This is a genomic window from Victivallis vadensis (assembly GCF_003096415.1).
Taxonomy (GTDB): Bacteria; Verrucomicrobiota; Lentisphaeria; order Victivallales; family Victivallaceae; genus Victivallis; species Victivallis vadensis.
This window is the reverse complement of record NZ_QEKH01000007.1, coordinates 37359-53490: the sequence shown is the minus strand read 5'-3', so window position 1 is coordinate 53490 and position 16132 is coordinate 37359. Positions and strand designations below refer to the sequence as shown.

The 16132-nt window shown below is 65.0% G+C and carries 10 protein-coding genes; all 10 read left to right on the top strand.

The genetic code is table 11. From position 1 onward, the window contains the following. Positions 1-18 precede the first annotated feature (18 nt). The 10 genes from C8D82_RS05585 to C8D82_RS05540 all read left to right on the top strand — a co-directional run bounded on the left by C8D82_RS05585 (position 19) and on the right by C8D82_RS05540 (position 16126). On the top strand, positions 19-1314 hold the full coding sequence (locus C8D82_RS05585; protein WP_116883295.1) for a radical SAM/SPASM domain-containing protein: 1296 nt from the start codon (positions 19-21) through the stop codon (positions 1312-1314). Further along, positions 1286-2338, top strand: coding sequence for a GNAT family N-acetyltransferase (locus C8D82_RS05580; RefSeq protein ID WP_116883294.1), 1053 nt, complete (start codon positions 1286-1288; stop codon positions 2336-2338). Before C8D82_RS05585 ends, C8D82_RS05580 begins: the two co-directional genes overlap by 29 nt. Further along, on the top strand, positions 2262-2603 hold the full coding sequence (locus C8D82_RS05575; protein WP_165832848.1) for an NHLP leader peptide family RiPP precursor: 342 nt from the start codon (positions 2262-2264) through the stop codon (positions 2601-2603). The genes C8D82_RS05580 and C8D82_RS05575 overlap by 77 nt, the downstream gene beginning before the upstream one ends. Positions 2604-2622: 19 nt before the next feature. Next, positions 2623-3981 (top strand): hypothetical protein, encoded by a 1359-nt coding sequence (locus C8D82_RS05570; protein WP_116883292.1) that lies wholly within the window; start codon positions 2623-2625, stop codon positions 3979-3981. Beyond that, positions 3954-5885 (top strand): RiPP maturation radical SAM C-methyltransferase, encoded by a 1932-nt coding sequence (locus C8D82_RS05565; protein ID WP_116883291.1) that lies wholly within the window; start codon positions 3954-3956, stop codon positions 5883-5885. Before C8D82_RS05570 ends, C8D82_RS05565 begins: the two co-directional genes overlap by 28 nt. Positions 5886-5897: 12 nt before the next feature. Further along, the gene (locus tag C8D82_RS05560) at positions 5898-7223 is read left to right on the top strand and encodes an NHLP bacteriocin system secretion protein (RefSeq protein ID WP_116883290.1); all 1326 of its coding nucleotides are present in this window, start codon (positions 5898-5900) and stop codon (positions 7221-7223) included. 3 nt (positions 7224-7226) lie between these two features. Next, the gene (locus C8D82_RS05555) at positions 7227-9389 is read left to right on the top strand and encodes an NHLP family bacteriocin export ABC transporter peptidase/permease/ATPase subunit (protein WP_116883289.1); all 2163 of its coding nucleotides are present in this window, start codon (positions 7227-7229) and stop codon (positions 9387-9389) included. Between the two features lie 7 nt (positions 9390-9396). Then, positions 9397-12117, top strand: coding sequence for an NHLP bacteriocin export ABC transporter permease/ATPase subunit (locus tag C8D82_RS05550; RefSeq protein WP_165832847.1), 2721 nt, complete (start codon positions 9397-9399; stop codon positions 12115-12117). After that, positions 12114-13343 carry an ABC transporter substrate-binding protein gene (locus C8D82_RS05545; RefSeq protein ID WP_116883287.1) on the top strand — a complete coding sequence of 410 codons (1230 nt, stop codon included), beginning with the start codon at positions 12114-12116 and terminating at the stop codon, positions 13341-13343. The genes C8D82_RS05550 and C8D82_RS05545 overlap by 4 nt, the downstream gene beginning before the upstream one ends. A 122-nt stretch (positions 13344-13465) precedes the next feature. Continuing rightward, positions 13466-16126, top strand: a complete 2661-nt coding sequence (locus C8D82_RS05540; RefSeq protein WP_116883286.1) for a valine--tRNA ligase — start codon at positions 13466-13468, stop codon at positions 16124-16126. Positions 16127-16132 lie beyond the last annotated feature (6 nt).

The window sequence follows — 16132 nt, the reverse complement described above, 5'->3', positions numbered from 1 at the left end:
CACGGCGGATGCTGATTCATGCTCTGGTCGAGATACAACCATCTGTTCCGGTCGGAAGGGCGCGGGCGGCTGCTCTACAATGCGCTGTCCAACTCCTTTCTGGCGCTGCCGGAGCCGTTCAGCGAAAAGTTCGCGGAACTGCGCGCCGGGGATGAGTTCCGGTGCGACGATCCGGGCATCACGCTGCAGCTGATCGCCGCCAAGGCGGTGGTCGATCCCGGCGAGGACGACCGGCTGCGCGACGTGCTGCGCATGAAGCGGCGGCTGGCGGACCTGAGTGAACGCATGCTGCTGCTGACGGTCGCGCCGACGCGGAGCTGCAATTTCGCGTGCCCGTACTGCTTCGAGGCCAACCGCGCCGGAATCGACATGAACCGCGAAACGGAAGAACAGCTGGTCCGGTTTGCGGAGCGGTTCCAGCCGGGGCATATTTTCAGCGTGACGTGGTTTGGCGGCGAACCGCTGCTGCGTTTCGGGCAGATCCGGCGGCTCTCCGAACGGTTCCGGGCGCTGGATTTCCGGCGGTACGGCGCTTCGCTGATCACCAACGGCTATCTGCTGGATGCGGACAAGGCGGCGCTGCTCGACGAACTGGCGGTCCGGGAGGTGCAGATCACGCTCGACGGCCCGGAGGAGGTGCACGACCGGCGGCGCACGCTGGTCTCCGGCGGCGGGACGTTCCGGCGGATTCTGGAAAACATCGACGCGCTGTTCGCCTCCGGCTGGACCGGCCGGCTGCTGCTGCGGGTCAACGTCGACCGGACCAACGCGGAGGAGTACCACCGCATCTACGAATTTCTGTATGCACGCTATTCCGGTTACGCGAAGCGGCTGCACGTCTACCCCGGCATCGTGCATGCGATGGGCAAGGAGAATCCGGATACCGCGTGCCTTTTCGACGTGGACGAGGCGGCGGATTTCCAGATCGAACAGTTCCGGCGGTACGGGGTGCGGAACCATCCGTTCTACCCCGGCCGCAAGCTCTTCAACTGCATCGCGGCGCGGCGGAACGGCTACGTGGTCGGCCCCGAGGGCGAACTTTACAAGTGCTGGAACGATATCGGCGTCGCGGAGCGGATCGTCGGCCACGTCGACCCGGAAAAGCCGTGGAACAACGCGCTGCTCGCGGAGTGGCTGGAAGGGCAGAACGCATTGAACGACCCCGCCTGCCTCTCGTGCGGACTGATGCCGGTGTGCGACGGCGGCTGCCCCGCGCTGCGGCGGGAAAAGGCTCCGCACTGTTCGCGTTACCGGAACCGGCTGCCTGAACTGTTGGAGGCGCACTATGACGCGACCCGGAGCGGAAACGATTGAGATTGAACCGGTTCACCTGTTCAACCTGAAGGATTACCGGCCGTTGTTCACGGCGCGCCAGCAGGCGTTTTTCGGGGATTCCGTGCCGGGCGGCGGGCATTTGCTGTTCGGCGCGCGCTGCGGAGGCGAACCCGCAGGCGCGGTGTGGGGCGGCCCGGACCGGAATCCGGGCGGGCTGTTTTTGTTCCACTTGTACGTGCCGGAGCGTTTCCGGCGGCGCGGCGTCGGGCGGCGGTTGCTGGAAACGGTGTGCGCCGCCGCGTCGGAGGCGGGATTTCGCGAGGCGTATGTGCGGTTCCGCCGCCGGAACCGCGCGGAAAGCGCGTTGCGGTATCTGCTGGAAAAGTTCCCCGGCCCGTGCGTCCGGCTGGAAACGGCGTTCCGGCTGGAATTGCCCGCCGGAGCGGAGCGCGAACTGCACGTGCGCACCCGCTCCGGGCGCTGGCGGCTGCTGCCGCTGGAGGAGGCGCTGGCCGCTCTCGGCGACGGGGAGCGCGCGGCGATGGCGGAACGGGAGCGGCGTTTCCGCAGAGAGGTGGAGCGGCTTTCGCTGACGGACCCGGCGGCGTGGCGGAGGTTTCTGCGCGACGGGGTTTTCCTCGCTCCCTTCGGGGAACATTCGGAACTGCCGCAGTTCGGGCGGGCCTGTGTGGAGCGCGGCTCCGGGCGGCTGGCCGGATGGATTTCCGGCCAGCTGGACGGCGGCGAACTGCATGTGCGGCGCGCCTTCGTGGAGCCGGAGTTTCGCGGCGGCGAGGTGATGGCGCTGCTGGCGGAGGAGGTCTACGAATGGATGCGGCGAACCGGCGGCGCGGTCCGCTGGGAGGTGAAATACTGGAACCGGGTGTTTCAGCGGGGCTGCCTGCGGTACGCCGGGCGTTTGAAAATCAGTGAATCGATCGAGGATTGCGTAAAAATTATACCGGTAACAGATGGAGGCGGTGAAAATGAACAAAATCGAAGAGAATCTGGTGAAGTGGAAGGAGATCGAGGCGAAGGTGATCGCGCGGGCGCTGACCGATGAGGCGTTCCGCACCCGCCTGGAGCAGGATCCCCGCGAAACGATCGAAACCGAGCTGCAGTGCAAGGTCAGCGGCGACGTTACCTTCAAGGTGCGCGAGGAGGAGAATCCCGGCGAAATGACCATCCTGCTGCCGAAGCTCCCGAAAAAGGAGATGGGCGAGCAGTTGACCGACCGCGAGATCGACGACATCGTGGCGGCGGGGAACATCGGCATTGCGGTCGGCATCGTGACCACCGATATCGTGCTGGTCAAGGGGATCGCCTGACCGCCGAAGGAGAGCCGGATTGAATTTCGCCGATTACAAGCGGTTCCTGGAATGCTATATGGGGGACGACGGATTCCGGGAGCGGTTCGACCGCGCCCCGGCGGTCGCGTTGCGCGAAGCGGCCCTGAGCCCGGAGTGTCCCGTGGAGTTCCTGCAGGCGATCGCGGCGGGCTGCCGCAGTTATAATTTCCGGCCGGTTTTGGAGCGGTTCTCCGCCGAACTGGCGGAGCTGCGGAATTTCGCGGCGGCACTGGAGGAGTCCAACCCGTTCACGGTGCGCTGCCGGAGCGCCTGCGGCGGCAATGCGCGCTTCGAGGCGTGGCGGGAGCGGCGGCGCCGGGCGAACCGGGCGGTGCTTCAGCCGCTCTATTTCGACCGCTCTTTCAATATCGCGGTCGCGTATGAATTGGGAGTGGGGTGCTCCGGGCGGTGCGGCTTCTGCTGCTTCGACGCGCCGCCGCTGCGGGAGAATTTCCGGTACACGCCGGAGAACCGGGGGCTGTGGCGCGGCGTGCTGGCGCTCTTTCGCGAACTGCTCGGCGACCGGGCGGGGGCGGCGGCGCTCTACTGGGCGACCGATCCCTTCGACAACCCGGATCTGGAGAAGTTCTACCGGGATTTTTACGAATTGAACCAGGTCTGGCCGCCGATTACCACGCGCTGGCCGCTGCGCGACCCGGAACGGAGCCGCCGCTTCGCCGGGGAGGGGCGTGAACACGGCCAGCCCGGCTGCCGTTTTTCGGTGACGGAGCGCGGGGAGCTGCGCCGCTTTTTCCGGGAGTTTTCGGCGGAGGAGGCGATGGACTGGAGCCTCGTGCTGAACAACCCGGAGTCGCTGAACCGCTATTCGGCCAGCGGCCGGGCGCGGCAGGCGGAGCCGCAGGAGTGTCAGGAGGACACCACCAGCTGCTGTCTCTCCGGCTTTCTGGTGAATTTGTGCCGCCGGAGCGTCCGGCTGGTGTCGCCGTGCGTGCCGGATGAGGCGAATCCGTACGGCTTTCACCTGTGGAGCGAGGCGTCGTTCCGCGACGCGGCGGAGCTGGAACGGGTTCTCGGCGGGATGCAGGAACGCTTTTTCCCGGAAGGGCCGGAGGCGCTGCCGTTCCTGCGGCTGCCGCCTGTCTGGAATCTGGAGATTGCCGGGGGGCGCGCCGAACTCACTTCCCGCTATCTGGTGCGGCGTTTCGAGGTGTCGCGACAGGAGGCCGCGCTGCTGGAACGCCTGAAACGCGGCCTCTCCCGGCGGGAGTTCGACCGGGAGTTCGGCGGGGAGCTGGCGTTTTTCGGGAAAACGCATGGATTGTTGGAAATGCTGTGGAAATCCGGCATGCTGTCGGAGGAGGAGGAGAGTTGGACCGGTTCGATATCACTTTGGTGAATATGCCTTTCGCGATGCCGCTGATTGCGCCGCTGGGCGTCGGCGTGCTGTGCGGGGCGCTGCGCCGGGCAGGTTGGCGCGTCCGCTGCCGCTTCGCGAATATCGACCTGGCGGAACGCGTGCCCGAGGAGCTCTACGACTATCCCGCTTCGAACGGATTGAATGTGGATGTGATGCTGGCGGACTGGCTGTTCACGGAGCCGCTGTTCGGGCCGGACCCGGAACGCGACCGCCGCTTTTTTGAAATCCTGCAGGAGGAGTGTGACCACGGCCGGCTGGTCTGGAACGGGCGCTACCGCTCGCCGGAGGAGCTGCTGCGCGACATCCCGCTGCTGAAGCGCGAGGCGGCCCGCTGCGTGGAAAAGACCGCCGCCGCGCTGGCGGACGGCTCCACCCGGATCGTCGGCTGTTCGAGCACCTTTTTCCAGCGGCTCGCTTCGCTGGCGCTGCTGAAGCGGATCAGGGAGCTGAATCCGGGCGTGGTGACCTTTCTGGGCGGTTCCGACTGCGAAGGGGAGGCGGGGATGGAGGCGGTGCGCAGTTTCTCCTTTGTCGATTACGTGTTCTGCGGCGAAGGCGACCTGACCGTGCCGGAGATGACCGGCCGGGTCCTGCGGGGTGAACGTTCTGCGGAGCTGCCTTTCGGCGTGTTCGACCGGGCCAAGGCGGAGCGGGGCGTGCCGGAGGTCGCCTGCGTGCCCGGCGGTGCGATCGCCGAACCCGATTCGAGCGACTACTACGAGCGGATCAAAGGGAGCCGCCTGCACCGCGCCGCGGTGCGGAAGTATTTTCTGGAAAGTTCGCGCGGCTGCTGGAAAGGGCAGAAGCAGCACTGCAGTTTCTGCGGCCTGAACGGCGAGCGGGTCGCCTACCGGCGCAAGGACCCCGCGCAGGTGCTGGCCGAACTGCGCCGGGGTTACCGGGAGTTCGGCTGCCGCATCTTCCTGACCGCCGACACGGTGCTCGACCTGAATACGATGCGCGACACGCTGCGCACTTTCGGCGAGGAGGCTCCCGACGCGGTGATCAGCTACGAGACGGTTTCGACGCTGACCGAGGAGCAGGTGCGCTTCCTGGCCGACTGCGGCGTGATGGTGATCCAGAGCGGGATCGAAACGCTGCACCCGAAACACATCCGGCTGCTGAACAAGGGCAACGGCACGCTGTCGAGCATCGCATTGCTGAAGTTCACGCTGGAAAACCGCATTCAGGTGCTGTGGAACATGCTCAGCGGCATCCCCGGCGATTCGCCGGAGGAGTACCGCTGGGTGATGGAGCTGATTCCGAAACTCGCCCATCTGCCCGGCCCGAACTGGGGCGCGATCCGCTTCGACAAGTTCAGTTTGTACTGGAAGGAGCCGGAGCGTTTCGGCCTGAAACTGGTTCCGATGAAAGGCTACCGCGCGCTGATGCCGGAGGATTCGGTCTGCTTCGAGCGGTGGGCGCTCTTCTACGACAACCTGAATCCCGCCGCCCGCACCGGCCAGCAGGAGATCGCCGACGTGCGCAAGGCGGTCGAGGCGTGGTATCAGGACTCGCACCCCGCGAAGTACCATCTGGAATTCACCGCTCCCGACCGGCTCCGCGACACCCGCCCCGGCGCTCCGGCGGCGGAGTACCGGCTTTCCCCCGAAGAACAGGCGGTGCTGCAGGCGGCGCGTTCTCCGGTTGACCGGGCCGCCGTGGAGGCATTGCCCGGAAATCCGGCGCGGGCGATTGAAAAAATGAAGGAATACGGTTATCTTATCGAAGTGGAAAACCGGCTGCTGGCGCTGCCGCTGATCCCGCCCGGCGCGGAGCGGATCGAAAAAAGCAGGGTGCGCTACCGCAGCCTTTTCCGGGGACAGACGCTTCCCGCCGCGACGGCGTGGGAGGAAGGCTCTTTCATACAGGTCGGCCGTTGAACAGGGTGAGGGATGAACAGGAATCTTTTCCGCAAAAACGCGATGCTCAAAGTCGCTTCGCCGTTTGAACTGAACCGGCTGGTCTCTATTTTCAGCGGGCGCGAGGCGCTGGCGCTGCTGGCGCTGGGCGTGACGGTGGTCGCGGCGCTGGCGTGGGGAATCTGCGGCGTGATCTACGAACGGGTCAGCGGGAATGGAATCGTGATGCTGCAGAGCCGGTTCGACACGATCCAGGCGCCCGCCGGCGGCGTGCTGATCTCCTTCGACCTCGAAACCGGCGACTTCGTCAGGCGCGGCCAGATGGTCGGGCGGCTTTTCTCTTTTTCGGACCTCGAAAACCTGCGCGAAAGCTACCAGAAGCTCAAGATGCTTCAGGGCAACCTCGAAGAGGTCCGCCGGTACACCGGCTGGCTGAAGAAGGGCAAGCAGAACCATTTTCAGAAAAGTTCCGAGGTGCTGGACGAAACGATCGGCCGCCTGAATGAGGAGCTGGAGTGGCTGAGCCGCTACGTGGACAAGGGCAGGGGCCTCTCCGAGCGCGGCGCGATTTCGCAGCAGCAGTGGCACGAGGAGCAGGAGAAATACCACGCCAAGCTCAAGAGCCGCGCCGACTACCTGCTCAGGAAACTTGAGGAGGAAAATTCGCTCTCCGAAGCCGACTTCACCCTTGCCAAGGAGGTCATGTCCGTCGAGGTCGAAGTGAAGTCCGCGCTTTATGAGGTGGAGCTGCTGCGCAACAAGCTCGAATACAACACCCGGATCGTCAGCACCCACTCCGGCACCGTGACCAGCGTGAACTACACCCCCGGTTCGATCGTGGCCGCCGAGGCCAACCTCGCCAGCCTGATCGACCTCGACGACCAGACCGACGAAACGTGGGAATTGTACGCGTACTTTTCAGTCGCCGACAGCAAGAAGATCCGGCCCGGCATGAGCGCGATCGTGACCCCGTCTTCGGTGAAAGCCGAGCGCGACGGTTCGATCCGCGGGACGGTCACCCATGTCGGGACCTACATCCTGCCGGTCGAATCGATCGACCGCACCTTCCGCAACGCCGCGTTCGCGCAGTATCTGCTCAAGCAGTGCGCGAATATGCCGGTCGAAGTGCGCATCCTGCTGTCGCGCGACCGCAGCTCCCCGAACGGTTTCCGCTGGACTTCCGGCTCCGGCCCGGATATCGAGGTCAGCGCCGGGACGCTCTGCGCGGCCAGCGTGGTCGTGGACAAGGAGCCGCCGCTGGAACTGGTCTTTTCCGGGCTGCGCAAATTCATGTTCGGCCGGGGCGTGATGGAGGAATTCCAGCTCAGGAACGCCCGGACCGGCGCCGGAGGCGAGTGAGCCATGGCGCTGCGGAAAAGGCGGGTCGAATGCCCGATGGTGCTGCAGATGGAAGCCGCCGAGTGCGGCGCCGCCGCGCTGGCGATGGTGATGTCGTATTACGGCGCGGTCGTGCCGCTGGAACGGCTGCGCGACGAGTGCGGCGTCTCCCGCGACGGCAGCAAGGCGTCCAGCCTGCTCAAAGTGGCGCGCAATTACCGCTTCAGGGCGCAGGGCTACCGCGAGGAGGAGCTTGACGGGCTGGAGCGCCACGCGCTCCCGCTGATCCTTTTCTGGAACTTCAACCACTTCGTGGTCTACACCGGGCGCAAGGGACGGAAATACTGCATCAACGACCCCGCCCTCGGCCCCCGGCTGGTGGATGCAAAGGAGATGGATGAGTCGTTCAGCGGCGTGCTGCTGGAGATCACCCCGGGCGAAGGCTTCGGGCGGTTCGGGCGCGAACCCTCGCTCGCCGGCTCGCTGTGGCGGCGACTGGAGGGATGCCGCGGCACTTTTTTCCTGCTGCTGCTGACCGGATTGCTGCTGGTGCCGGGCAATCTGCTCACGCCGAACCTGTCGAAGATTTTCATCGACAACTTCATGATGGACCGCTTCTACAACTGGGGAACGCCGCTGATCACGCTGGCGCTCCTGACGCTGCTGGTCACGCTCTTTCTGACCTGGATTCAGTGCGGCAGCCTGGTGCGGCTGAATCTGAAAGTGGCGCTGGCGGGTTCGGCGGCGTTCCTGTACCGGGTGCTGCATCTGCCGGTGAGCTTCTTCGCCAGCCGCCAGAGCGGCGAACTGGCGACCCGCGTGCAGTTGAACGACCGGGTCGCGGCGTTCCTCTCCGAACAGCTTGCGGCCAATCTGCTCAGTCTGATCACGCTCTTTTTCTACGCGGTGGTGATGTTCTGTTACGACGCGGTGCTCGGCACGCTGGCGGCGGTGATGGGCGCGGCGGTGCTGCTGCTGCTCCAGCGGAAGCTCAAATCGCGCAAGCTGCTCGGCCAGAGCATCCAGTCGGATACCGGTATGCTCTACGGCACCAGCGCGACCGGCGTGATGCTGATCGAAACGCTGAAAGCGTCCGGCGGCGAAAACGACTTCTTTTCCGGCTGGAGCGGCTTTCAGGCCCGGAGCCTGCTCGGGCGGCAGAAGCTGGAGGCCTCCACCGTGCTGCTCGGCACCTTCCCGAACAGCGTGCAGAAGGTCACCGTCGCGCTGGTCACCGGGCTGGGGGCGCTGCGGATTCTGGCCGGCAGCATGACCGGCGGCGCGTATCTGGTGTTCCAGCTGATCCTCGGCTACTTCTTCGCCCCGCTCGAACAACTGGTGAACCTCGGCAATTCGCTGCAGGAGATCGACGCCGGGCTGAAGCGGCTCGACGACGTGATGACCTGCCGCGAGGACCCCTACGCGCTCGAAGCGGAGCCGCGCCGCGCCGGCGGGCCGGTGCCGAAGCTGGAGGGGCTTCTGGAGCTTCGCAATGTGACGTTCGGCTACAACCCGACCGCCGAACCGGTGCTGCGCGACTTCACGCTGACGGTGAAGCCGGGCGAACGGGTCGCGATCGTCGGCCCGTCCGGTTCGGGCAAGTCCACGGTGGCGAAGCTGATCGCGGGGCTGTACCGGCCGTGGCGGGGGGAGATCCGGTTCGACGGCGAACCGCGCGAATACTATTCGCACACCGAACTTTTCAACTCCTTTGCGATGGTCGACCAGGATATCTTCCTGTTTCGCGGCACCATCTGCGACAACCTGACCATGTTCGACCGCTCCATCCCGATCGCGGAGGTTGAGCGGGCCGCGCGCGATGCTTGCATCCACGACCAGATCGCGGCGCGCAGCTTCGGCTATTTTTCGGAAGTGGGCGAGAGCGGCGGCAACTTCAGCGGCGGCGAACGCCAGCGGCTCGAAATCGCGCGGGCGCTGGTGTCGAACCCCTCCTTGCTGCTGCTGGACGAGGCGACCAGTGCGCTCGACCCGGAAACGGAACTGCGGATCGACCGCAATCTGCGCCGCCGCGGCTGCAGCTGCGTGATCATCGCGCACCGCCTCAGCACGATCCGGGACGCGGACCGGATCGTGGTGCTGGACCGCGGCGAAACCGTGGAGACCGGAACTCACGAGGAACTGCTGGCGAAGGGCGGCTTCTATGCCCGGCTGCTCGCGAACATCTGAAGAAACCATGAATACAGACCGCATCGGACAACTGCTGAACTCCATCGCGACCGGCGAATACGCCTTCTCTGGCCGCGCCATTTTGCTGGACGACCCGGAGAGCTGTTGGATCGTGCTTTCGGGAGCGCTCGACCTCTTTTCGGCGCGCATGGCTCCCGACGGCTCCTGCGGTGCGCGGCAGCCGGTGGGGACAGGGGACTGCCCGCTGCATAGTGTGGTTCCCGGCGTCGCGCCCGCGGCGGACGGGGACGGGCGGCGGATTCTGCTGGCGATGCCGCTGCCGGGCACGCGCTGCGTGAAAGTGCCGTCCGCGGCGCTGGAGGCGCTCTGCCGCCGGGAGCCGGAATCGGCGGAATTCCGCCGCGCCGGGCTGGCGCTCTGGCTGGAGGCCCTCGGCGAGGAGTCCGGGGAGGGGCGCGAAATCGAAGAACGGGCGGAAACGCTCCGCCGCGCCCTGCCGGAGCGCTGCATCGAGGCCGCCCGCCGGCTGCATGAACAAGAGCGCGAGCGGCTTCAGGCGAAACTGCGCGAAAAGGAGGAGAGCCGCCGGAACGCGCTGGCCCGCATCTGCGATGTGCTGCGCCCGAAGGAGCGGTTCCGGCTGCCGCCTCCGACCGGCGACGCCCTGTTCGATGCGTGCGCCGCCGCCGGGAGTGTGGCGGGGCTGGAGCTGCGCTGTCCGGGCCGGCACTTCTTTTCCGGCGATGATTCCCCGGAGGAACGGATTCGCCGGATCTGCGACTACAACCAGATCCGCTGCCGCAAGGTGGAGCTGGAGCAGGGGTGGGAGCTGCAGGATTTCACCGCCTTCGTGACCTTCCGCCGGGAGTCGGGCGAACCGGTCGCGCTGCTCGGACGCAGCGGCGACGAACCCCGGCTGTTCGACCCCGCCCGGGAGCGGCCGCGCCGGATCTCCCGGCAGGAGGCCGCGGCGCTGGCGCCGGAGGGGTGGTGTTTCTATGCGCCGTTCCCGCCGGGCAGGATCACGCCGGGGCGGCTGCTGGCGATGGCGTTCCGGGGGGCGCGCGGCGACCTGTCGGCGCTGCTGTGGCTGATGCTGCTCGGAGCGCTGTTGAGCATGGCGGTGCCGATCATCAACGGCGTGATTTTCGGGACGGTGATCCCGACGGCGGACCGGGTGCTGCTGATGCAGCTCTTCGGGATTTCGCTGCTTTTCGCGGTCACGCAGGGAGTGTTCGAGTATGTGGAGTCGATCGCGATCCTGCGCATCCACGTCCGGGCGGAGTACACGCTTCAGGCGGCGGTCTGGGACCGGCTGCTGAACCTGCCGGCCCGCTTCTTCCGCGCATTCAGCACCGGCGACCTCGCCACGCGCAGTCTCGGAATCATGCAGATCGGCGAAATACTGTCGGTTTCCACGGTCAAGGCGGCGGTCGCGGGCTTCTTCTGCTTTCCGTCTCTGGTGCTGATGCTCTACTACGATCTGCTGCTCGGGGTGATTTCACTGCTGATTCTGCTGGCGGTGCTGGGCGTTTTCGCGGTGCTGGCGGTGATGATGGTGCGCCGCCACACCCGCATCCTGGCCGAGGAGGGGGAGCTGAACGGGGAGCTGGTGCAGTTCTTCAACGGCATCTCCAAAATCCGCACAGCCGGGGCGGAAAACGCCGCCTTTGCGCGCTGGGCCGGGCGGTTCAGCCTGAAGAAGCGCATCTACCGCTCCTTCGCGAACTGCCGCAGCTTCGCGACCGTCGTGAACGCGGTGATTCCGGTCGTGACCATCGGGACGGTGATCGCGATCGTGACCTGGCAGTATTTCCACGCGAAGGACGCCGCTTCGCTGATGAGTTCCGCCGATTTCGTCAGCTTCGTGTCGGCGCTGGGGATCGTCAGCGCGGCGGTCGGACAGATGGTCATGTCGCTGATTTCGGCGGTCAGCGCGATTCCGGTCTACCGGCGGCTGCGCCCGATTCTGGAGGCGGAGCCGGAGAACGACGCGGCCAAGCCGCCGCCCGGAAAACTTTCCGGCGCGATCGACGTCAGGAACGTATCGTTCTGGTACGGGCCGGACCAGCGGCAGATTCTTTCCGGCCTTTCGATGCAGGTGAAGCCCGGGGAGTTCGTCGCGGTGGTCGGGGAGTCCGGTTCTGGCAAATCCACCTTGCTGCGGCTGCTGCTCGGCTTCGAGACGCCCGGCAGCGGCAGCATCGCCTACGACGGGCAGGATGTCAGCCACGTGAATCTGCAGGCGCTGCGCTCCCGGATCGGCGTGGTGCTGCAGGACAGCCGGCTGCTGCCGGACACCGTGCTGCGCAATATCATCGGCCACTCCGGCAAACTGACCGTGGATGACGCGTGGGAGGCGGCCCGTCTGGCGGGCTGCGAACAGGACATCCGCGAGATGCCGATGGGGATGCACACGATGCTCTCCGCCGGCGGCGGCTCCGTCTCCGGCGGCCAGCGCCAGCGCATCCTGATCGCGCGGGCGCTGGCGAAGAAGCCGGCGGTACTGCTCTTCGACGAGGCGACCAGCGCTCTGGACAACGAGACCCAGGCCGCGGTCAGCGCCGGAATCGAACGGCTCAGGGTTTCGCGGCTGCTGATCGCCCACCGCCTCAGCACCGTGATGAATGCGGACCGGATCTACGTGCTGCACGAAGGGCGCATGGCCGAGTGCGGCACCTACCGGCAATTGATGGAAAAGGACGGTGTTTTCGCGCGGCTCGCCCGGCGGCAGCTTGCGGAAGCCGGGGAGGAATTCGAGGAATGAAGAAAAAATACGTATGGTTTTTCCTGCTGCTGCTGGCGGCGGCGGTCGCGGTCGGCTTCCGGAGCGAAGTCGCCGGTTTCCTGCGCCGCAATTTCACGGCGACCTTCAGCGAAGTCCTGCCGTCCGATCCGGCGAAGCTGCGGGCGCTTTATCTGAAAAAGCATCCGAAAGAGCTGAATATCGCGGTTTTCGGGCCGTGGAACTACTATGCGAAGCAGGGGTTCATCCTCGACAAGGCGATTCAACTGGCGGTCGACGAAGTGAACGCATCGGGCGGAATTCTCGGCCGGAAGGTCAATCCGGTCTGGGTGGACAATGAAAATTACAGCGCCGTCGCGCAGGAGCAGGCCGAAAAGCTGGCCGCCGATCCGTCGGTTTTCGCGGTGATCGGGCCGGTCACGTCGGGACGGGTGCTGCAGTTCAACTCCCTGTTCGGGGACGCCGGGATGCCGGAGGTGGCGCCGCTGGCGCAGAGCGAGCGGATCAACCGCGAGAACACCAACGCGCTGCTGTTCATGCCGATCGCCTCCGATCTGGACGAAAGCCGGGCGCTGGCGGCGTGGGCGCAGGGCGGCGGGCGGAACAACTTCCTGATTCTGAATGACGACAGCCGCTTCCCGATGAGCTACGGCAGTTGCGTGGAGCAGTCGTTCTATGAAAAGGACCTGCTGGTGTACGGCCGGGTGCTCTTCGACCAGAGCAGCAGGAAAAACTACATCCGCGATCAGGTGCTGCAGTATCTGGACTATTTTCCGGTGCAGAACATCATCTATCTGAGCAAGACCGGCGACGCCTCCGACTACGCGGATCTCGCCGGGCGGATTTTCGCGCGGCTGCCGGAGGGGACGCTCTACTTCAACGAATTCACGACATTCGACCGGCTGCTGAAAATCCGGCTCGACCGCAACCGGGTTTTCGTGCCCGCCGCGATTCCGCTGAATGCGGCGAACCGCGCCGAGTTGCGCAAATTCCTGAAGATCGAGGGGTATGAGCGCGATTTCCTGTCGCTGATCGCATACCGCGGCGTCCATATTTTCGCGGATGCGGTCCGGCAGGCCGGTTCGCTCGACCCGCGCCGAATCGCCGAAACCATGCGTACCGGGGTGATGAAAACGCCGCTGGGCGAGTTCCGTTTCTCCGCCGGCGGCTTCGAGGCCGGCCCGCCGCTGGAGATCCTTTCGCTGGAGGAGCTGGAGAAACGCTGGCGGGCGATCGCCGCGGATTGACGCGCCGGTTGCGCCGAAATTGCGGAATTTCCTGAAATCCCGGCTGAATTTTCTCCGAACGGTGCTATATTATACAGATTTTTCAGAATTTTTCAATCAATATCGATATGGAGTTTACAGCGATGAGCAGTCACGAACCTTTGCCGCGCGCCTACGAACCGGCGGCGGTGGAAGCCAAGTGGTTCCCGACATGGGAGAAGGCCGGGAATTTCCACGGCGAACCGAATCCGGATAAGAAACCCTATTCGATCGTGATCCCGCCGCCGAACGTCACCGGCATCCTGACTCTCGGACATGTGCTGAACAACACGCTGCAGGATATTCTGTGCCGCTACCACCGCATGAAGGGCGAGGAGGTCTGCTGGTTCCCCGGCACCGACCACGCCGGCATCGCGACCGAAGCGCGGGTGGAGAAGTACCTGCGCAAAGAGGAGAACACCGGCCGCGACGAACTCGGCCGCGAGGAGTTCATCCGCCGCGTATGGCAGTGGAAGGGCGAATTCGGCGGCAAGATCATCCGCCAGCTCCGCACCCTCGGCTGTTCCTGCGACTGGGAGCGCGAGCGCTTCACGATGGATGAGGGATTGTCCGAGGCGGTGAAGAAGGTTTTCGTCGAGCTTTACAACAAGGGGTACATCTACCGCGGGCAGCGGATGATCAACTGGTGCCCGGTCGCGAAGAGCGCCCTCTCCGACGAGGAGGTGATCTACAAGGATGTGGCGGGCCATTTCTGGCACTTCCGTTACCCGCTGGCGGACGGCTCCGGCTATCTGGTGGTCGCGACCACCCGCCCCGAAACCATGTTCGGCGACACCGCCGTTGCGGTCAACCCCGCCGACGAACGCTACAAGCACCTGATCGGCAGGATGGTGAAGCTGCCGCTGACCGACCGGGAGATCCCGATCATCGGCGACGAGCACGCCGATCCGGCGAAGGGAACCGGCTGCGTGAAGATCACCCCGGCGCACGATCCGAACGACTTCGAGGTCGGAAAACGCCACAACCTCGAAGTGATCAACGTGATGAATCCGGATGCCTCGCTGAACGCCCGCTGCGGCGCGGCGTTCGAGGGGCTGGACCGCTTCGAGGCCCGCAAGCTCTGCGTGAAGATGATGGAAGAGCAGGGGCTGCTGGAGAAGGTCGAGGAGATCAGGCACGCGGTCGGTTACTCCGAGCGCGGCGACGTGCCGATCGAAACGCTGGTCAGCTACCAGTGGTTCTGCAATATGAAGGAGCTGGCGAAACCGGCGATCGAGGCGGTCAAGTCCGGCAGGATCAAGTTCTATCCCGAACGGTGGAGCAAGACCTATTTCCACTGGATGGAGAACATCCAGGACTGGTGCATCTCCCGCCAGATCTGGTGGGGCCACCGCATTCCGGCATGGTACAACGACGAGAACGGCGAAGTCTACGTCGGGCTGGAAGCACCGACCGCGCCGGGCAAATGGCGGCAGGAGGAGGATGTGCTGGACACCTGGTTCAGCAGCTGGCTGTGGCCGTTCTCGATCATGGGGTGGCCGAAGGAGACGCCGGAACTGAAATACTTCTACCCGACCTGCGACCTCGTGACCGGGCCGGACATCATCTTCTTCTGGGTGGCGCGCATGATCATGGCGGGCTGCGAATTCATGAAGGAGATCCCGTTCCGCAACGTGTACTTCACGAGCATCATCCGCGACGAGCAGGGGCGCAAGCTCTCCAAGTCGCTCGGCAACTCGCCCGACCCGCTGGATGTGATCGCGACCTACGGCGCGGACGCGCTGCGCTTCACGATCGTGTACATCGCTCCGGTCGGCATGGATATCCGCTACAGCAATGAGAAGTGCGAAATCGGCAAGACCTTCGCGAACAAGCTCTGGAACGCCTGCCGCTTCCGGCAGATGCAGGGCGAAGTGTCGAAGGAGTTCCGCGAACTCCCGGCCGATGTCGCGGCGAACCTCTCCGGCGACGAACGCTGGATGCTCGCCCGCCTCGACGCAACGATCGAATCGATCAACGCCGCGCTGGCGGAGTTCCGTTTCCACTCGGCGGCGCACGAGCTGTACGAACTGGTCTGGACCAGTTTCTGCGACTGGTTCATCGAAGCCGAAAAGGTGCCGATGCGCGCGGGCGGTGCGGAAAAGGAGCGGGCGCTGACCGTGCTGGATTACGCGCTGTTCCGCATCCTGCGGCTGCTGCACCCGTTTATGCCGTTCATCACCGAGGAGCTGGCGCACCAGATGGGCTTCGTCGCGGAGGGCGATTCGATCATGTACGAACCCTATCCCGAAAGCGACTCCTGCGCCGCGGCCGATCCCGCCGAACTCGAACGGATCGACGGCAAGTTCGAGCTGGTCAAAGGGGGCCGCTTCCTGAAGGCCTCCTACAACCTGCCCGACGGCAGGAAGGTGAAATTCCACATCAAGGCGGTGGACGCCGCCGCGCTGGAGTTCCTGAGCCGGGAGGAAGCCTCGCTGAAGAGCCTGCTGAACGCCGAAGCGATCGAATTTTCGCTGGATGAATTCGACTTCGCGAAGCACGGCGCGGCCCCGTCGCAGATCTGCAAACTCGGCACGGTCTATCTGCCGCTGGCCGACCTGATCGACGTCGCCGCCGAGCGGGTCAAGCTCGAAAAACAGAAGAAGGACCTGGAGGGATGGATCGCCGGTTCGAAGGCGAAGCTCTCCAACGAGCGTTTCGTGTCGAAAGCTCCCGCGCAGGTGGTCGCCGACGCAAAGCTCAAGCTCGCCGAGATGGAGGAGAAGCTCGCGCGCACCCTCGACCTGCTGAACTCGCTGAAATAAGCGTAT